Here is an 18,826-nt window from a genome sequence, read left to right on the forward strand (position 1 = left end):
ATGTCTTTTTCCTTTCCCCAGAATTATAAATGTCGAAATGTTTCGAATTATATACGGACATTATAATCGACTAATTCTGGACAGGCAATACCGTCAACTTTCGGTAATTTAAGGGTGTCAAAAACAGTATTAGCTTAAGTCAGCCTTGGTTTGCTTTAATCTTCATTAAGGACAGTTTTTATTAATTTCTTCATTTCAGGGGTTTGCATGATCTCGACCATTGCATCTTGCATCTCTGGTCTTTTCATTACACCTATCATTGTATTCTGCATTTCCGGATCATTCATGATCTCGATCATTGTATTTTGCATTTCTGGCTGCTTCATCATTTCCACCATTTGATCCTGCATTTCAGGAGAACTCATCGTGCGTACCATTGCATCTTGCATTTCCGGTGTTGCCATCATGTCTGCTAACATATTTCTTTTTTGAATAAAGCTATTCTGATAGGGGAGTCGAAAAAGTAAAGCCCGAATTTTCTCTTTGTTAGAGAAAATTCGGGCTTTTTAAGTGATAAACTCTTCAAGTTTTAAAACTGCATCCTAATGATATTCCTATTAGTGTATCTAACATAAAAAAGAAATTAAATTAAGGTATAAGAATAATTAATTACTGCAAACTAAAGAAAACTTGATTTTATGTAAATTATATTCAAACATATATTTGACTATTTGTTTTTGATAAATTATAATTATATTCAAATGTGTATTTGATTGATGTGAGGTGGAAAATTTGCAAAATGATGCATGCGAAGTTACGTGTATAGATCAAGAAAAAGTCATAAGAGTTAAAAATGAACTAATCCAACAAAATCCTTTGGAAGTAGCCAAAATTTTTAAAGCTTTATCAGATGATACTAGGATTAAAATTGCGTATGCTCTTTCTCTAGAAGATGAATTGTGTGTTTGTGATGTAGCGAATATTGTTGGTGCTACAACCGCCACTACATCTCATCATTTGAGGTTACTAAAAAATATTGGGTTAGCTAGATATCGAAAAGAAGGTAAGTTAGTCTACTATTCATTAGATGATGAGCATGTAAAGCAACTAATACAGGTTGCATTTGCACATCAGAAGGAGGTTATGAAAATTGTCTGAAGCAAAAGCATTAGAGGCTGAAAAAAATGTTTATCGCGTTCAGGGGTTTACATGTGCAAATTGTGCAGGGAAGTTTGAAAATAATGTTAAAAAACTTCCAGGAGTACAGGATGCAAAAGTGAATTTTGGAGCATCTAAGATATCTGTTTACGGTGATGCAACGATTGAAGAGCTAGAAAAAGCAGGTGCATTCGAGAATCTTAAAGTGGCTCCTGAAAAACCAAGGCGAGAAGCTAAACTAGAGGTTAACGAGGACAAAAACGTATACCGTGTTGAAGGATTTACATGCGCAAACTGTGCAGGAAAATTTGAGAATAATGTAAAACAGCTTGCTGGAGTTGAGGATGCAAAAGTAAATTTTGGCGCATCTAAAATTGCTGTATATGGTAATGCAACGATTGAAGAACTAGAAAAAGCAGGTGCATTTGAGAATCTTAAAGTGACTCCTGAAAAATCTGCTCGCCAAGCTTCACAAGAGGTAAAAGAAGATACGAAAGAAGATAAAGTGCCGTTTTATAAAAAGCATAGTACTTTACTCTATTCAGCCTTATTTCTTGTCTTTGGTTACCTTTCCTCATCTGTTAATGGGGATGAGAACATTGTTACTACATTATTATTTGTAGCATCTATGTTAATCGGAGGATTATCACTCTTTAAAGTCGGTTTACAAAACTTGATTCATTTTGACTTTGACATGAAAACCCTTATGACAGTAGCTGTTATAGGTGGAGCCATTATTGGTGAATGGGGAGAAGTTGCTATTGTTGTCATTCTCTTTGCTATCAGTGAAGAACTTGAACGATTTTCCATGGATAGAGCAAGACAATCGATTCGTTCATTAATGGATATCGCTCCTAAAGAGGCACTTGTTAGACGTAATGGACAAGAAATAATGATTCATGTTGATGATATTGCTGTTGGGGATATCATGATTGTAAAACCAGGTCAAAAGATTGCGATGGATGGTGTAGTTGTAAGTGGATACTCTGCCGTTAACCAAGCAGCTATTACAGGTGAATCAGTCCCTGTTGAGAAAACGGTGGATGATGAAGTATTTGCAGGTACCTTAAATGAAGAAGGATTACTTGAAGTAAAAATAACGAAACTTGTAGAAGATACAACGATTTCTAAAATTATTCATCTTGTAGAGGAAGCACAAGGAGAACGCGCTCCTTCGCAAGCATTTGTTGATAAATTCGCAAAATATTACACACCGATCATTATGATCATTGCAGCATTAGTTGCTATAGTCCCACCATTATTCTTTGATCTAAGTTGGGAAACATGGATTTATCAAGGATTAGCTGTTCTTGTTGTTGGTTGTCCTTGTGCGTTGGTTATATCAACTCCTATTTCTATTGTTTCAGCGATTGGGAATGCTGCGAAAAAAGGTGTCCTTGTCAAAGGCGGAGTGTATTTAGAAGAAATGGGTGCCTTAAAGGCTATTGCATTTGATAAAACAGGTACCTTAACAAAAGGGGTCCCAGCTGTAACTGATTATAATGTGTTGAAAAAACAGATAAATGAAAAAGAATTACTATCCATTATTACTGCATTGGAGTATCGTTCTCAGCATCCTCTTGCTTCAGCCATCATGAAAAAAGCAGAAGAAGAAAACATTACTTATTCTGACGTACAGGTAGAGGATTTCTCTTCTATCACAGGAAAGGGTATAAAGGGTAATGTAAACGGGACGACTTATTATATCGGTAGCCCGAAACTCTTTAAGGAATTATTGACTACTGATTTCGATAAAGACTTAGAGCAAAATGTTACTACTCTTCAAAATCAAGGTAAGACAGCCATGATTATTGGAACCGAAAAAGAAATACTTGCAGTTATTGCAGTTGCTGATGAAGTTCGTGAATCAAGTAAGGAAATTATTCAAAAGTTACATCAACTTGGAATCAAAAAAACAATTATGCTTACAGGTGATAACAAAGGTACGGCGAATGCAATAGGAAGTCATGTTGGAGTATCTGATATCCGAGCCGATCTGATGCCTCAGGACAAATTAGAATATATAAAACAATTAAGGGCCGACTTTGGGAATGTCGCCATGGTAGGAGATGGTGTCAATGATGCACCTGCATTGGCAGCCTCAACAGTCGGTATCGCAATGGGTGGAGCCGGTACAGACACAGCCTTAGAAACGGCAGACGTCGCTCTAATGGGAGACGATTTAAGAAAACTTCCATTCACTGTAAAACTTAGCCGAAAAGCTCTTAATATCATCAAAGCTAACATTACTTTCGCCATTGCTATTAAATTTATTGCCTTACTATTGGTTATCCCAGGTTGGTTAACACTTTGGATTGCCATCCTTTCAGATATGGGGGCGACCATTCTAGTAGCGCTAAATGGTTTGCGCCTAATGAGAGTGAAAGAAGAATAAAGGAAAAGGGCTAAAAAGGCTTTCTAGACAGTTTGGAAAGCCTTTTTCTAAAATAATTTCAAATAGTATTACTTCTTAATATCCATCCTAAATAAATATGGGAAGATTGGGTATAAGTAAATAACAGCTTCATATTACATATAGGTATCCATATGGATAAAAAGAACTTTCATTGGAATTAAAATTAATTCTATTCTTTATCAAATCAAAGGAGGAAACTGATATGACTGTTGAAGGAAAAAGAGAAGTAGATTTGTTAGTTATTGGTGCAGGTTCAGGAGGTTATGTAGCTGCTATACGTGCTGCTCAGTTAGGGAAAAAAGTGGTGTTGGTGGATAAAGCAGAGTTAGGAGGGGTTTGCCTTAATCGTGGATGTATACCTTCAAAGGCTCTTATCAGTGCTTCTGAACGAGTAAAACACATAAAACATGCTAATACAATAGGGATAAAGGTTTCAGGTGAAGTTAATGTAGAGATGCCAGAAGTAGTGAAATGGAAGGACGGTATAGTGAATAAACTAACGAATGGTGTTCAGACTTTGCTGAAAGGAAATGGTGTCGAAGTCATTAGTGGGGAAGCATATCTGACTGAACCCTTTGTTGTCAAAATAAATATTGGTAACCAAGAACAAGTCTTTTCATACAAAGACTTAATTCTTGCAATAGGATCATTACCTACTGAGTTAAAAAGTATGCCATTTGATAGAAAAAGAATCATCTCTTCGACTGAGGCATTGACACTTCAGGAAGTACCGAAACATTTAGTTGTAGTAGGTGGCGGTTATATCGGTTTAGAGTTAGGAACTGCTTATGCCAAATTCGGAGCTAAAGTGACCATCCTTGAAGGATCAGATACAATTATTCCAGGTACGGACCCTATGCTGACAAGCGTAGTCAAACGTCATTTAAAGGAACATGGAATCACGGTCAAAACGAATGCTTTAGTCCAAGGCGGAGAAAATACAGGCGATGAAGTAAACATTGAGGTTCAAATTAATGGAAAAGAAGAGATAATCAAGGGTGACTATTGCTTAGTTTCCATTGGAAGAAAACCGAATACAGGGAAAATGGGGTTGGAAAATATTGGGGTAGAACTTGACCGACACGGGTTTATTAAGATAAATGATAAATGTCAAACAAATGTTGAACATGTATATGCGATTGGAGACTGTGCTGGTGGTTACCTCCTTGCTCATAAAGCTAGTTACGAGGGTAAAATAGCTGCCGAAGTAATAAGTGGGCTAAAAAGTGTGATTGATTTTCAGGCAATGCCTTTTGTAATTTTCAGCGATCCTGAAGTAGCCTATACAGGTTTAACGGAGAAGGAAGCAAAGGAAAAAGGATATGAAACGGTTTCTAGTCGATTTCCATTCCAAGCTAACGGTAGAGCCTTATCTGTTTCGGACGGTGATGGTTTCGTAAAAGTTGTAGCCGACAAAAAATCCAATCGAGTGTTAGGTGTACAAATGGTCGGACCAGATGTATCATCCCTGATTGCTGAAGCAGTTTTTGCGATTGAGTGTGGAGCAACAGCAGAAGATCTCAGCCTTACGATACATGCACATCCAACTTTACCTGAGCCCTTAATGGAAGCTGCTGAAGGTGTTATGGGACATGCTATTCATATGTTAAATAAAATATAATTAGAACAAGTTTGAGCATTAGAGTTGTCTAGAATAATAAAATCACGCCTCCCAACAATTTTTTTAATACATCTATATAAGAGTGTAAATTAAGGGGTTTTTAATATGAAGAAAAGTCCACATCCCAAAACATTGGAGATGGAAAAATGATTGTAACAATGCTTACAGCTGCTACGGTTTATGTGGCGACAGGAATTGATTATCTCGTTATCTTAATCCTCTTGTTTTCGCAAATAAAAAAAGGTGAGGTAAAACATATTTGGATAGGACAATATATAGGAACTGCGATTATTATAGGAGTAAGTCTTTTTGTTGCTCTAGGGGTTGCAAATTTAATTCCTCAGCAATGGGTTATAGGACTACTAGGGCTTTTACCACTTTACTTAGGTGTAAAAATATGGATTAAAGGAGAAGGTGATGAAGATGAAAGTAAGATTTTATCCTTATTCTCCTCAGGTAAATTTAATCAATTATTTGTGACGGTTACTTTCATTGTATTGGCTTCTAGTGCGGATGATTTTTCCATTTATGTACCGTACTTCACGACGTTAAATATGATTGAAATCTTTGTTGCTATTATTGTCTTTTTAATTATGGTTGGAGTTTTATGCTATGTCAGCTATCGTTTAGCTTCCTTAGATTTAGTATCGCAAAAAATTGAGAAATATGAACGTTGGATTGTACCAATTGTATTCATAGGGTTAGGGGTTTATATAATGTTTGAAAATGACACATTCGATGCTTTGATTTCATTTCTTCTTTGAAGTGACAAATCCAAACAATAAAGGAGAACTTTTTATGAATGTTGTTATAATCGGTAGGCCGACAGGCTGGTTAACAATGGGGAGGCACTCAAACAACATAAAATAAGTTTCATAGCGATTGCTAAAAAAATGTACAAGGTAAACAGTCGGTCTTCCGTAATGGGCACGATTGTTGAATAAGGAGTAAAGGAGTGATACATATTAGTCATAACTAGTATGTATCACTCCTTATTTTTTATGACTTTTTTTGATTTAGGTCTTGATAAGATTAGAGATTATTGCTTAGTTTCCATTGGAAGAAAACCGAACACAAGGAAAATTGGATTGGAAAATATCGGAGTTGAATTAGACCAACGCGGTTTTATTAAGATAAATGATAAATGTCAAACAAACGTTGAACATGTCTATGCGATTGGGGACTGTGCCGGTGGTTATCTTCTTGCTCATAAAGCGAGTTACGAAGGTAAGATTGCTGCAGAGGTGATAAGTGGGTTAAAGAGTGTGATTGATTTTCAGGCAATGCCTTTTGTTATTTTCAGCGATCCAGAAGTAGCCTATACAGGCTTAACGGAGAAGGAAGCAAAGAAAGAAGGATATGAAACGGTTTCTAGTCGTTTTCCATTCCAAGCCAACGGCAGAGCTTTATCTGTTTCGGATGCCGATGGTTTTGTACAAGTTGTGACGGATAAGGGAACTAATCGGGTGTTAGGTGTACAAATGGTAGGACCAGAAGTATCATCTCTTATTGCTGAAGCAGTTTTTGCCATTGAGTCAGGGGCAACGGCAGAAGATCTCAGCCTCACAATTCATGCACACCCAACCTTACCTGAACCTCTGATGGAAGCTGCTGAAGGAGTTATGGGACATGCTATTCATATGCTGAATAAAAAGTAATCCGAACAGTTAGAGCATAACAGGGCCTGCACAATCAAAAGTGCAGGTCGAATTATTTTTATTTTTATGTAATAACAGCAGATTAGGTTTTATAGTATTAATTGCCGTCCCTCTATATACGATACCCGATGGTTAAACTATATCTTCCATTGTATTTACAAGCTTGAAAAGCAAAAAGAAAGCTATCGGCTGTTTTATTAGGTTTATCTACTATAATTGGGGTTGCAGCAGCTCTGTTTCTAACCGAACTCATTTTTATTAAATAAGAATTATCTCAAAAAAGGCTTTCTTATGAAGAAAACCTTTTTGATGGCTGGATTTTAAATCTATCAGTAGCATAAATTAAAACTAATAAAGTCATCTATAATATTGGAAGCAAGATAGAGCTGAATCCCGAACTCGAACATCCTTAAGATTGATTACTCTCTAATTTTGACTCTTTATAAGTGCTAATAAGGAATAAAATAACTCCACAAACTAAAAAAACATCCGCAGTATTAAAAATTGGATAATTAATAAATGTAACCTCGTACATATCTGTTACTTCCCCAAAAATTAAACGGTCTACAACGTTTCCCATTGCACCTCCTATAAAAAAGCCAAAGGCTATACGTGTTAGCTTATCAGTTACTTTACGGGAATAAATAAGACCAATAACTATAACAATCAACGCAATGCTAATTAAGAATATTTTTTGTCCTGAAAATATTCCCCAAGCAGCACCTGTATTTCGATGAGATGTCAATTGGAAAAAACCATTGATAATTGGGATCGATTGCCCATAGTCCATAAAATTTCTAACTAAATATTTAATAAGCTGATCAATACTAAGTGTGAGTATAATAATCCAATACAAAGTCGTCACCTCATTGTTTTGTTTTTATAAAGATTTGTACGCTGCGATACTTAAAGGAAAGGGGATTTAACAATACAATCATCGAAACCTTGCTGATAATTTGGAGTTTAACTACCTTATTATCTGAAGATAGACCACATGTTAGAAAATGTTTCATTTTCTAACATAATAAATATACCTAATCCTATAAACACAATTGGAATAACCCATCTGCCGTATTTCTCAAGTGTTTCAGAAACATATCTGAATCTTGCTAGACGATAGCCGATTAAGCACCAGACCGCAACCATTATAAAGAAAGTAACAACTGTAATGACCAGTTGATTGTTATTTAAAGTAGAAAAGAACGGAACATAAATTCCAATGTTATCTCCACCATTGGCAAATGTGATAAAGGCAACACTTAAATAGAACTTATTAAATTTATTTAAACTAGAAAGAATAGCACCTTCATCTTCTTCCTCACCCTTAATAAACAGTTTAACTCCTAAATAGATCGGGATTAATCCAAGCAAACCCACCCATTCCTCAGGAATAAGTGTTACTCCAAATGTTGCTAAGAGACTAATTAAAACTAAAAGCGCAAAACCAAGATATTGGCCAATGACTATATCTCTAGGGTAAATACGATTTCCCATCGGCTGCATGTTAACGGCTGAGCCATTACTTGCTTTAGCTTGTGAACTTGCCTGAGAGAACAGCAACATCAAAACAAAAATATCATCGATATTGGTTACTATAAATGATCCTAAAGCATAGAGAATTGTTAATATTAAATTCATAAAAAAAATCCTTTCTAAATTACTCCCTAATAGGATTAAAAGCTATTTAGTTATTTTAGTTTGTTACCCATTCTATTATTTTCCCCTCATGTAATGATTTGGAATTCACCTAGCATGATCCTAAAATTAATAGATAGTATTTTATGTAAAAACATTGGAATTTATTATTCAAATATTTATTTGAATATATTGTGCTTTTAGAATAAAATTATTAACGTAAAATGTCAACATTAAAATGTTGGTTTGAATGAAATAAAAAGTGAGAGTAAATTGAAAAACAAAAGAAACAAATCTATTGTACGTATTAGTCTTATTATTTCATAAACGACCGTTTAAGGGAAAAACTTTACCTATCTATAGTACACATGATTTTTGGCGTTTTCTAATCCCTAAACCCTTCCCGTATTCATCTTCCCTAAAATTGACTTATAATCCGAATTAGGGAACAATTATTCTTGGGGAGGGAATTTAATGGGAAAAGTTTTTGGATATGCTCGTGTTTCTACTCAAGATCAAATTTTAGATCTTCAAATTGATGTTTTAGAAAAAGCAGGCGCAGCTGTTATTTACAAAGAGAAAATAACTGGAACGAGAAAAGAACGTCCAGAATTAGAACAACTCCTAAAGGCTATAAGTAAAGGTGATTCTGTGGTCGTTTATAAGTTGGATCGTATCTCAAGGTCTACAAAACATCTAATTGAATTGGTTGAAACCTTTGAAGAAAAAGAGGTCAATTTTATTTCCATACAGGATAATATTGATACATCAACAGCTATGGGACGTTTTTTCTTCCGAACAATGGCGAGTATTGCTGAACTAGAACGAGATATTATCAGTGAGCGTACAAAATCAGGATTACAATCTGCAAGAATGAGAGGCCGAAATGGGGGGAGACCTTCCAAAGACCCCAAGTTGGTGGAACGTGCTTTAAAACTACATTCATCTAAACAATATAGCATCAAAGAAATTACGGATATGACGGGTGTTAGTAAATCAGTGTTGTATCGAGCTTTAGAAAAAAATTAAACCTTCGGGTTGGATTAGGGGGATTTTCCTGTGTATCTAAGAGCAAGAGAACTACTTACACCTGATCAAAGAAAGGATTTTTTGTTAATCCCGTCTACTTTAAGTAATTGGGAATTAGCGTATTACTATACCCTTACACAAGATGATATTGAGGTAATAAGACGTAGAAGAAGAGATCATAATCGATTGGGATTCGCTATTCAAATTTGTCTTTTTCGTTACCCTGGTTGGTCTCTTTCAGATATCAAGAATGTTCCTGATAAGGTGATAAACTATGTTGCTAATCAGTTACAAGTAGATGCAAGTGAATTTAAGCTATATTCTGAACGAGAGCAAACGAAACATGAACATATGGAGGAAATACGAAAGTATTATGGTTTTTCTAATTTTTCAGCACAGTCATATCGGATTATTTCACAGGCATTACTCCCCCATGCAATTGAAAATTCAAATGCACTGTTCCTAATAAGGATGACTTTAGAAGAAATGCGAAAGCGAAAAATCATTCTGCCTGCTATGACAACGATTGAAAGATTAGTATGGGAAACAAGGCGAAGGGCAGAGGAGAAAGTATATAATTCACTCTATAAACCGTTATCTCCATGGCAAAAACAACAATTGGAGAAATTAATTGATACCCCTTCCGATAAATCCAAAACTAAGCTTGGATGGCTAAGGGAAATACCAGGTCAGTCATCACCAGATGCTTTTTTAAAAGTAATTGAGAGATTAGAATATGTTCGTTTATTAAATCTTTCAACAGAGTCCGAAAATATTCACTCGAATAGGCTGCTTCAGCTTGCTAGGCTAGGCGCCCGATATGAACCTCATTCCTTTCGGAGGTTTAATGAGAATAAAAGGTACGCTATTCTTGTAGCTCACCTTTTAACTCTTAGTCAAGATCTAATCGATCAAGCTATCGAAATTCATGACCGCCAAATTATGATCTTACAGTCAAAGGGTAGAAAAGCACAAGAAGAACTGCAAAAGCAAAATGGAAAATCTATCAATGAAAAAGTACTGCACTTTGCGGATATTGGTGAAGCTTTAGTAAAAGCACGAAATGAAGAGCTAGATCCATTTGAAGTATTAGAGAAAATAATGCCTTGGGAAAGGATTGTTGATTCTATAGAAGAAGCAAAACGTTTAGCTCGTCCTATGGACTACGATTACTTAGATTTGTTGGTCACCCGGTTTAGTTACCTTAGAAAGTATACACCGGTACTTCTCAGTAAATTGGAGTTCCGTACGACTCAGGCTTCTGAGCCTTTATTGCGCGCTCTAAATGTCTTGCGTGAAATTAACAATAATAAGAAACGCCATATTCCCGAAGGCGCGCCATTGGATTTTGTGCCAAAGAGATGGCAGAAACATGTCTATGATGAAGATGGAAATATTAATCGAAAGTATTATGAATTAGCAGCATTAACCGAATTAAAAAACCATATCCGTTCAGGAGATATATGGGTTGCTGGAAGCAGGTTACATAAGGATTTTGAAGAATACTTAGTCACTAAAGATAATTGGGATGAAACTAAGAATACAGGCAATAGATTAGCTGTTGGTATGTCAGCTCAAGAATATATAATTGAGAGAAATACTGCTTTAAATGAAAGATTAGATTATATATTGGAAAACATAGATTCTCTTGAGGGAATAAGTATTGACAAGTCAAGGATACGACTTGACCGTTTAGAGAAAGATACACCGGAAGATGCCAAATCTCTTAGCCAAACTTTATATAACATGTTACCACGGGTAAAACTTACTGATTTATTGATTGAAGTTTCAAATTGGACAGGATTCGATGAACACCTTGCTCATGCGTCTAGTAATCGTCCACCTAAGGGAGAAGAAAAGTCTATTGTAATGGCTACGATTATGGCTATGGGAACCAATATCGGTCTTACCAAAATGGCTGAAGCAACACCAGGAATCACCTATCATCAGTTAGCTAATGCAGCCCAATGGCGATTACATGAGGATTCTTTGAGTAAAGCTCAAGCTACTTTAGTAAATTTTCAACATCATCTTTCTTTATCAAAATATTGGGGAAATGGGAGTACCTCATCTTCGGATGGCATGCGTGTACAAGTTGGCGTCTCTTCTCTTCATGCTGATGCTAACCCACACTACGGAACAGGGAAAGGAACTACTATCTATAGATTCACCAGCGATCAATTTTCTTCTTTTTATACAAAGGTTATTAACACAAACGCTAGGGATGCTGTACATGTCATCGATGGATTGCTTCATCATGAATCAGAATTATCCATTGAAGAGCATTATACGGATACGGCTGGTTACACCGATCAGGTTTTTGGATTAAGCCATATATTAGGTTTTCGCTTTGCTCCTAGAATGCGAGATCTATCTGACTCTAAACTTTATGTCATGGATAAATCCAATGTTTATTCAAAGATTGACAGCATTCTACGAGGAAAAATCAACATTAAGATTATTCAAGATAACTATGATGATGTCTTACGATTAGCACATTCCATACGGGAAGGTAGAGTATCGGCTTCACTTATTTTAGGAAAGTTAGGATCTTATTCTCGCCAAAATAAAATGGCAACAGCATTGCGAGAGATGGGTAGAATTGAAAAGACAATCTTTATATTAGACTATATTTCTAATGAAACATTACGCCGGCGTATCCAAAGAGGATTAAATAAGGGTGAAGCTATGAATGGATTGGCAAGAGCCTTATTTTTTGGTAAACGTGGAGAGTTACGGGAAAGAGGATTGCAAGATCAACTTCAACGAGCTAGTGCCTTAAATATTCTTATAAATGCTACTACAGTTTGGAATACCGTTTATCTCACAGAGGCTACAAAGATATTAAAAGAAAAGGGCTTATTAAAAGAGGAGTTATTACCTCACATTTCCCCATTGGGTTGGGAACATATAAATTTACTTGGAGAATATTTATTTGATTCGAAAAAGGTACCCAAATCAAATGAATTACGACCTTTAAAGATATAAAAATTATGCTGATATCTCCTTAGCGTTGGTGATATCAGCTTATGTTTTCCATTTATTGTCTTAACGTGGGTTTTATGACAAAATGTTGGTTATACCCCATCAAGAGAAATCTATCGACTCATTCACGCGTTGTTTCTACTTACTCAAAACACTGGAATGAGTGTAGAGGAGGCAAAGGATAATGCCTAGACAATACCAAATAATCAAATTTAAATCACAGCGGCAAATTAACGAAGAGCGAAAAGAAAAGACACAGCGAGAATATGAGGCACTAAAGAATAAAATAAAGCTGATTCGTAACGAAAAACAATCAAATCGTTTAGCCTAAAAAAAGTAGCTGATACTGGTTTTTATCCAGTATCCCGCTACTTTTTTTTCCTTTGTTTTTAAATTTTTCTTGCAGCCTTCTATGCTCTTCTTTTATTCGAGTTGTTTTTTCATCTATTCTTTTTTGTCTATTGCCAAGCTTAATCTTTTTGGGATAAGAATTGAAATTAATTAAATCACCCATCATTCACCACCACCTTAATAGCGATTATGGGCAAAAACAATGACCACTATTCACAAAATAATTGACTTTTCTATTCTTGGCTGTTATTCTACCAGTAATCTAATATGCTAGCGGGAAAACCCGACAAATCAACTGATAAACAATATAAATCTGTTGATTTGTCGGGTTTTTTGCTTATAAAGGAGGTGATAGCTAGAAATGAAACTGATGGTTCCCACTCTTTTGGCCATTTTCTTCTTTATTCCTGGATGTACAGAACAGGAAGTACAACCATCTCCATATGAAGACTATATAGTCACGTTTATGAATGTAGTAGATGACTCAAATAAATTACTAAATCAATACCATAAACACCTTGATAGTCTTTATACACAAAAAATTGATCAAACAGGTTTTGGTAAGCAGGTAAGTGAATTGGTGCCGCAATCAAATGAACTTGTTCAAAGCTTAGATAATCAAATTTATAATCTTAGTCCTCCAATTTATAATTTTCATCGCGAACTAATTGGTCTAATCAATAGACAGCACCTTTTACTTGTTAACAGTGTTGATGCCGCTTTTCAAGATAAGGAAGCCAACAAAGAACTTTTTAGTAATGAATTTCAAGAAATAAAGCAGGAGCATACCGTTTTGATTGAACAACTTAGGATGATTACAACAGGCACTCTGGAAGAATAACGTAGGAGGTGGGATTCAGATTGAGGATCGCCCGCACTGTATCAGGGGACATTTGCTACTCAGAAGAATATCAAGTCGAAAAGCATGGTAGTCGTTTATTCTGTATTGATTCAGATTGTCAAGCGCCGGTTATCTTTGTCAAACGATCGAAAACATCCGTTGCTCATTTTAAAACAACTGGAAAAGAAGGTTCTAAGCACAAGTTAGGGTGCGGTTTCTATCAGTCTCTAGATATGTTCGGTACGGTTCTAAAAGTCTCTGAATATCAGGAATCACTTTTAAAACAGGGTGGATTACCTGAGAGTGTGATTCGATTAAGTTTAAAAGGTATTGACCCAGATTATGTACCTCGTCAAGTTGAAAGAAACACGGAGACAACCAAAGAGATTGATGAACAAAATAAACCGAAAGTCAAGGATAAAAAGGATACTCCCCAATCATTAAGCTCAGTGAAATCAGTAGCTAGGTTGCTCCAAGAAACGGAGCCTGATCTATTAGCTACGATATTGTTTAACATTGGGGGTGGACGGAAGGAGCCATTGTCATCGATTATACTCGATCAAGAAAAGGCGCATAAATTTCTATGGGGTGAACAAGCACTTAAAATAAATTACTTTGTCTACGGAACTATCGAATCCATAACAAGAAGAGATAAGGTAATTTACCTCAATTTCACAACGATTAATGATGTCACATTTAGTCTTGTTGTTTTTGACAAGTATTTCAAGGAATTCACTTATTCCGATTTGGAACTTCAACACCATAAAGTCCTAGTTTATGGTAAACTGCGGAAAAATGAATTTAATAATCAGATGAAAACTGAAATGGTTATAAAATCAAATTCTTATATTGAGCGACTTAATTAAAGAATCATCGTAATCTAAATAATTAAAAGTCAATTCAGTTGAGTTGAATAAGAAGAACACCTGCAGGATACCTGGATCTACTTATATTAAGCAAAACCATTATTAATATTGTAGAGTAGTAAAATTATAGAAAAAGAGACGTTTCTCATATGCAACGTCTCTTTTCTTATGATTTTACAATGTGAAATCTTAGGTTAAATGCGGAAGACCTAACGACTTTATTTTATGCTAATGATTGTCGTTTTCTTTCCTTTTTTCTTTTTAATTTGAATAGCAAGCTTTAATTTCTTCACATCAGCTGAAGAAAGTGACTGTGCCTTTTCCACACATTTCCCTCCTAGTTTGAAAAAACTTTCGTTCTTATCTTTTTGTCCATTTTTATTATCATTTATACGTCTTTTCCCCTGCCCTCTTGCATATATTTGACCATACAACCAAATGGCCCTATGACCCTAGGTTAAGGGAGGGGAAGAGTCTAAAAAAAGAGGGGGGATAAGATGGATAAGCTAAATCCAATATTTAATGGAACAAAGGTTTATCGTCCAAAATTTATTCCTGAAAATCCAAACGTTCGGAATTCCACTAAACAGCGGAGGATAAGGAGCGATAAAAAGACAGACATTAAAGTGCCCCTGTCCCATGATTTAAGGAAAATTCTCAATCGGCAAGCTAGAGAGAAAAATATGTATGCCACACATTATGCAAGTTCTCTTGTCGAAGAAGGATTAAGGTGCTTTGTAACTTTTCCTCATGAAACTTACATTAGTTCAGAAAAATGTGTCCATGTGAAGTTAGCTGACTATTATATGGATAAAATATTCATAATGAAAAACGAAATGGATGTGAGCTACAAAGAAACCGCATATCGTATTTTAGTGTTCATGCTACTTCAAAAGGAGATCGAACATGGATAGACAATCTTATAGTGAAATCGATCTTATCGGACAAGAATTAAAGGAGTACACAAGAGAACGGCCTTCATTCTTAGGATTTTGTATCTCCTTACTGGAAAAAAAACGGATGGGCAATCTAAAGATACGCGTGCCAAAGAAAACATTAAAAAGAGCAATTGCATTTTGTAAGGATGTCGAACGAATTATTGAAGAGCCTTTTCAGCCTGCTATGATCATTGATATCTTACTTGATGAATTTTTACTTGAATTGGCCAAAAAGAATGATGTATTCAATATCTTTCGTAACCTTCGATCTCGAAACTATAAGCCGATTGAGTTTGTCCGATATAATGCATTAAATAGTGAGCTTTTACAAGGTTCACTCTCCTATAATGAGATCACATTAGAATTAAAAAGAGACGATATATTGAGAATCGAATGGATGCTCGATGATTTAGAAGAACAATATGCTAACCATGGTTTCACGGTAGAAACGGTGATTGAAATTTTATTTTGTGATTTTATTGAAGAATATCGTAAAGGTGGTATGCCCAAAGCTGTCGATCGTATTATCCGAATTTATTTAGCGGATGAATGAGTATTTTAAGAAAAACTGTACAAATTTAAGATTTGTTGGTTTATAATACAGGAGTACTGGCTTACAAAATAATTTCGAATATACGATTAACGGGAAAGCCCGCTCGATGTACATGAGATTACTCATGACAGAGCGGGTTTTTTTGTTTTAGGAGGATGAAATGTGAGTTATTTATGGGCGTTAGGGGCAGCAATTTGTACTCTTTTATTATTTATGACACTACATCTTTATATCAAATGGAAAAGTCCAACACATCTGTGTTCTTTAATTTCAGTTCTTCTGTCTACGATCATTTATGTCTATGGTATGGTTTCAATGAATTCAACAATGACGGTCCTGTCAATCCCATTCCTTTTTGGGGGAGTATGTTCGTTATATATTCAGGAACGAGACCGTATATTTTGGTCTATCTTTGTAACCCCATCTCTAGTGGGATTTGCCATTATCGTCATGGAATATGTAACCGGGTTTTCAACTAACTTTCTAGCTTATCTTTCACTTATGCTTTTTTCAATTTTAATCTCTATTCATTATAAAAAAGTTCTTAATCAGTACTTATTCTTTACCTTTGCCGTAACATTCCTGGGAATATCCTGCATACTGGGTTTATTAGTTATCGTATATCCATTTCAATTGTTTTTTCTATTACACACTGCCTTCTTAATATGTACGATTGTTTGCATGTTCTTTTTTTATTTTGACCGGATCATTGCAAAAATGATACTTGCACAATACGGTTCATTACTTGACCCTTTAACTGGATTATATAACCGACGTTTTTTTGTTAATGAAGTTACCTCGAAAAACAATGGTACATCTGCAGTCATTTTTTCAGATATTGATGACTTTAAAAAACTAAATGAAACACAGGGACATGAAAAAGGCGACGAGATTCTTATCACAGTGGCAAAAATCTTTAAAGAAGTAATTGGTCAACAAGGATGTGTTGCCCGTTATGGAGGAGAGGAAATTGTGGTTTTCTTACCAAATGGGGAGGCAATCGTTTCACAGTTAGCTGAACAGATCCGTCAACGAGTTAGTGATGAAACAGTGGCAACTCTTTCAATTGGTTATTCAACGTATGGTACAAGTGAAATAAAGAACAATATTATTGATTACTCAGATCAAGCAATGTACATGGCTAAAACAACTGGAAAAAATAAAGTCGTGGGTTATGGATCAGACAGAATTGAGACTTTAATGGAGGGATCATCATGAGAAAAGTTGTGTCAATTCTAGCATGCATGGCTGTTGGAATATCTATTGTAATGATTCTGATTTTTCTCATACCCAGCCAGTCGATCAAACATATCGTACTGGATTTTAAGGGGAAGTCCGCGACTATTCAAACAAAAGCAACTGTGATCGAAGAATTGCTAAGTGAGTTAGAAATTGAGATGTCTCCTTCAATGACGGTATATCCAGATCAACATACAAAATTAACACATGGCATGTTAATTTCAATCAAACAGCGAGTCCCCGTTACAATCAATTACAATGGTGAAAAGATTCTGCTTCAAACGGATCGTAGTACTGTCGAGGAAGTGATCAGAGAAGAATTAGGTATTGTTCCCACACTACATGATTATCTCTATCCTGCTGCTTCTGATCCGATTCAGGAAGGATCAAATATAATCTTTCAAACAGCCTTCCAGGTGTCGATTCAACAAAATGGAACTCAGATTAAACGATGGACGACTCCTGGGACGGTAAGGGACATATTGCAAAAACACAACATTATCGTAGGAGAAGATGAATTTGTCCGCCCTTCTTTAGACACTCGCCTTACAACAGAGAACACGATTGAGATTATTGAGTTTTTAAGTGATAAAGAAGTTCAAACGGAATACATTAACTACAGTGTTATTAAACAAGAAAGCGACGATTTGATGGTTGGTCAAGAACAAATCATTCAGGAAGGGCAGCAAGGAATAATAGAGAAAACATTTCATGTGATTGAGCAAGACGGGAAAGAAACATCAAGGATATTAGTTTCTGAAGAAGTAACAAGAGAACCAAGTAATCAATTAATTGCAGTGGGGACGAAAAAGCAAGTAGAACGACAGAATCCATCAATACAAGATCATCTACCATCAATAGATCGAGTACCCCCTTTGATAATCGATAGAGAAGGGAAAGAAACGATGCTTGTAACAGCCACTGCATATACTCCTGATTGTTTAGGCTGTACTGGAATTACAAAAATGGGGATTGACCTTCGGCACCGTCCTAATATTAAGGTAATTGCAGTAGATCCTGAAGTAATTCCATTAGGTGCTACTGTTTATGTAGAAGGATATGGAAAAGCTGTAGCAAGTGATATTGGATCTGCAATAAAGGGGAAAAAGATTGATTTGTATATGCATACGGAAGAAGAAGCACTTCGTTGGGGGAGAAGACAAGTACAAGTGACTCTACTTGATTCATAAATTATTGTTTTAATTAATAATTAAGAGAATGACAACAATGTTTGTTTTACAAATTGATTTAAAGATGTTTTATATTGTTTAAAGTGATAATCTGTTTTGTTGTTTTCATGCTACCATGATAGTGTCATAGCAGGAGGTTTACCTTTAAAAGATCACTATTAGTGGAGTGAAAGATCACACTTTAAGGAGCTAATTATCACGGATACAGGAGTGAGATATCACACAAGAAGGGGTAAAGTATCACAAATTGTGGACTTAACTATCACAGAAAAAGGAGTTTAAGGATCACACTTAGGGGAGTAACTATCACACATTAGGGAGTAAAGGTCACAGATTGAGGGTATCGGCTACTTATAGATAAGAAAGATCACACTATGAGGAGTCAATGCCCTATTAAAAGATCACA

The 18,826-nt window shown here is 35.6% G+C and carries 17 protein-coding genes and 1 pseudogene; 14 read left to right on the forward strand and 4 right to left on the reverse strand.

Translation table 11 applies throughout. The annotated features are described in order from the left end of the window. Nucleotides 1-155: 155 nt before the first annotated feature. On the reverse strand, nucleotides 156-404 hold the full coding sequence (locus M3202_RS15180; RefSeq protein WP_251224168.1) for a GerD family protein: 249 nt from the start codon (nucleotides 402-404) through the stop codon (nucleotides 156-158). A 328-nt stretch (nucleotides 405-732) separates the two neighbouring features. Between M3202_RS15180 and M3202_RS15185 the strand changes: the two genes are divergently transcribed. The 5 genes and pseudogenes from M3202_RS15185 to M3202_RS15205 all read left to right on the forward strand — a co-directional run. Next, the gene (locus M3202_RS15185; protein WP_191567532.1) at nucleotides 733-1,098 is read left to right on the forward strand and encodes an ArsR/SmtB family transcription factor; all 366 of its coding nucleotides are present in this window, start codon (nucleotides 733-735) and stop codon (nucleotides 1,096-1,098) included. Continuing rightward, on the forward strand, nucleotides 1,091-3,493 hold the full coding sequence (locus tag M3202_RS15190) for a heavy metal translocating P-type ATPase (RefSeq protein WP_251224169.1): 2,403 nt from the start codon (nucleotides 1,091-1,093) through the stop codon (nucleotides 3,491-3,493). The genes M3202_RS15185 and M3202_RS15190 overlap by 8 nt, the downstream gene beginning before the upstream one ends. Nucleotides 3,494-3,716: 223 nt before the next feature. Further along, nucleotides 3,717-5,135, forward strand: a complete 1,419-nt coding sequence (gene lpdA, locus M3202_RS15195) for a dihydrolipoyl dehydrogenase (RefSeq protein ID WP_012960944.1) — start codon at nucleotides 3,717-3,719, stop codon at nucleotides 5,133-5,135. Between the two features lie 146 nt (nucleotides 5,136-5,281). Beyond that, complete coding sequence (locus M3202_RS15200; RefSeq protein ID WP_012960945.1) at nucleotides 5,282-5,899, forward strand: CadD family cadmium resistance transporter; 618 nt, start codon at nucleotides 5,282-5,284, stop codon at nucleotides 5,897-5,899. Nucleotides 5,900-6,172: 273 nt separating this feature from the next. Then, nucleotides 6,173-6,793 (forward strand): annotated as a pseudogene (locus M3202_RS15205) (oxidoreductase dimerization domain-containing protein); the annotation flags it as partial. Between the two features lie 409 nt (nucleotides 6,794-7,202). Here the strand turns inward: M3202_RS15205 and lspA are convergent. Further along, on the reverse strand, nucleotides 7,203-7,649 hold the full coding sequence (gene lspA / locus M3202_RS15210; protein ID WP_251224170.1) for a signal peptidase II: 447 nt from the start codon (nucleotides 7,647-7,649) through the stop codon (nucleotides 7,203-7,205). A 119-nt stretch (nucleotides 7,650-7,768) separates the two neighbouring features. Beyond that, entirely contained in the window at nucleotides 7,769-8,431 is a 663-nt protein-coding gene (locus tag M3202_RS15215) for a CadD family cadmium resistance transporter (protein WP_251224171.1), read from the reverse strand. A gap of 471 nt (nucleotides 8,432-8,902) precedes the next feature. On the opposite strand from M3202_RS15215, the gene M3202_RS15220 reads away from it, so the two are divergent. The 3 genes from M3202_RS15220 to M3202_RS15230 all read left to right on the forward strand — a co-directional run bounded on the left by M3202_RS15220 (nucleotide 8,903) and on the right by M3202_RS15230 (nucleotide 12,773). After that, on the forward strand, nucleotides 8,903-9,457 hold the full coding sequence (locus tag M3202_RS15220; protein WP_003322302.1) for a recombinase family protein: 555 nt from the start codon (nucleotides 8,903-8,905) through the stop codon (nucleotides 9,455-9,457). A 30-nt stretch (nucleotides 9,458-9,487) separates the two neighbouring features. Beyond that, on the forward strand, nucleotides 9,488-12,445 hold the full coding sequence (locus M3202_RS15225; protein WP_012961264.1) for a Tn3 family transposase: 2,958 nt from the start codon (nucleotides 9,488-9,490) through the stop codon (nucleotides 12,443-12,445). A gap of 181 nt (nucleotides 12,446-12,626) precedes the next feature. Further along, the gene (locus M3202_RS15230; RefSeq protein ID WP_251224172.1) at nucleotides 12,627-12,773 is read left to right on the forward strand and encodes a hypothetical protein; all 147 of its coding nucleotides are present in this window, start codon (nucleotides 12,627-12,629) and stop codon (nucleotides 12,771-12,773) included. On the opposite strand, the gene M3202_RS15235 is transcribed toward M3202_RS15230, so the two are convergent. After that, nucleotides 12,765-12,956: a hypothetical protein gene (locus tag M3202_RS15235; RefSeq protein WP_251224173.1), complete on the reverse strand. Its 192-nt coding sequence runs from the start codon at nucleotides 12,954-12,956 to the stop codon at nucleotides 12,765-12,767. The genes M3202_RS15230 and M3202_RS15235 overlap by 9 nt on opposite strands. 198 nt (nucleotides 12,957-13,154) lie before the next feature. Between M3202_RS15235 and M3202_RS15240 the strand changes: the two genes are divergently transcribed. The 6 genes from M3202_RS15240 to M3202_RS15265 all read left to right on the forward strand — a co-directional run bounded on the left by M3202_RS15240 (nucleotide 13,155) and on the right by M3202_RS15265 (nucleotide 18,420). Beyond that, a complete protein-coding gene (locus M3202_RS15240) occupies nucleotides 13,155-13,634 on the forward strand; it encodes a hypothetical protein (RefSeq protein ID WP_251224174.1) in 480 nt (159 codons plus the stop codon). A 20-nt stretch (nucleotides 13,635-13,654) separates the two neighbouring features. Next, a complete protein-coding gene (locus M3202_RS15245; protein WP_251224175.1) occupies nucleotides 13,655-14,500 on the forward strand; it encodes a hypothetical protein in 846 nt (281 codons plus the stop codon). A 497-nt stretch (nucleotides 14,501-14,997) separates the two neighbouring features. Then, a complete protein-coding gene (locus M3202_RS15250) occupies nucleotides 14,998-15,414 on the forward strand; it encodes a hypothetical protein (protein ID WP_251224176.1) in 417 nt (138 codons plus the stop codon). Beyond that, nucleotides 15,407-15,991 (forward strand): hypothetical protein, encoded by a 585-nt coding sequence (locus M3202_RS15255; RefSeq protein ID WP_251224177.1) that lies wholly within the window; start codon nucleotides 15,407-15,409, stop codon nucleotides 15,989-15,991. Before M3202_RS15250 ends, M3202_RS15255 begins: the two co-directional genes overlap by 8 nt. Before the next feature lie 162 nt (nucleotides 15,992-16,153). Continuing rightward, complete coding sequence (locus M3202_RS22580; protein WP_251224178.1) at nucleotides 16,154-17,209, forward strand: GGDEF domain-containing protein; 1,056 nt, start codon at nucleotides 16,154-16,156, stop codon at nucleotides 17,207-17,209. Further along, nucleotides 17,206-18,420 (forward strand): 3D domain-containing protein, encoded by a 1,215-nt coding sequence (locus M3202_RS15265; RefSeq protein WP_251224179.1) that lies wholly within the window; start codon nucleotides 17,206-17,208, stop codon nucleotides 18,418-18,420. The genes M3202_RS22580 and M3202_RS15265 overlap by 4 nt, the downstream gene beginning before the upstream one ends. The last annotated feature ends 406 nt before the right edge of the window (nucleotides 18,421-18,826 follow it).

This window comes from Halalkalibacter oceani (assembly GCF_023715605.1).
Lineage (GTDB): Bacteria > Bacillota > Bacilli > Bacillales > Bacillaceae_D > Halalkalibacter > Halalkalibacter oceani.

Bases quoted from the DNA above. Each gene is read 5' to 3' on its own strand.
- M3202_RS15180 (WP_251224168.1), bottom strand. From the start codon at position 404: ATGGCAACACCGGAAATGCAAGATGCAATGGTACGCACGATGAGTTCT.
- M3202_RS15235 (WP_251224173.1), bottom strand. From the start codon at position 12,956: ATGGGTGATTTAATTAATTTCAATTCTTATCCCAAAAAGATTAAGCTT.
- M3202_RS15220 (WP_003322302.1), top strand. From the start codon at position 8,903: ATGGGAAAAGTTTTTGGATATGCTCGTGTTTCTACTCAAGATCAAATT.
- M3202_RS15255 (WP_251224177.1), top strand. From the start codon at position 15,407: ATGGATAGACAATCTTATAGTGAAATCGATCTTATCGGACAAGAATTA.
- M3202_RS15230 (WP_251224172.1), top strand. From the start codon at position 12,627: ATGCCTAGACAATACCAAATAATCAAATTTAAATCACAGCGGCAAATT.
- M3202_RS15265 (WP_251224179.1), top strand. From the start codon at position 17,206: ATGAGAAAAGTTGTGTCAATTCTAGCATGCATGGCTGTTGGAATATCT.
- M3202_RS15240 (WP_251224174.1), top strand. From the start codon at position 13,155: ATGAAACTGATGGTTCCCACTCTTTTGGCCATTTTCTTCTTTATTCCT.
- M3202_RS15250 (WP_251224176.1), top strand. From the start codon at position 14,998: ATGGATAAGCTAAATCCAATATTTAATGGAACAAAGGTTTATCGTCCA.
- M3202_RS15215 (WP_251224171.1), bottom strand. From the start codon at position 8,431: ATGAATTTAATATTAACAATTCTCTATGCTTTAGGATCATTTATAGTA.
- lpdA (WP_012960944.1), top strand. From the start codon at position 3,717: ATGACTGTTGAAGGAAAAAGAGAAGTAGATTTGTTAGTTATTGGTGCA.
- M3202_RS15200 (WP_012960945.1), top strand. From the start codon at position 5,282: ATGATTGTAACAATGCTTACAGCTGCTACGGTTTATGTGGCGACAGGA.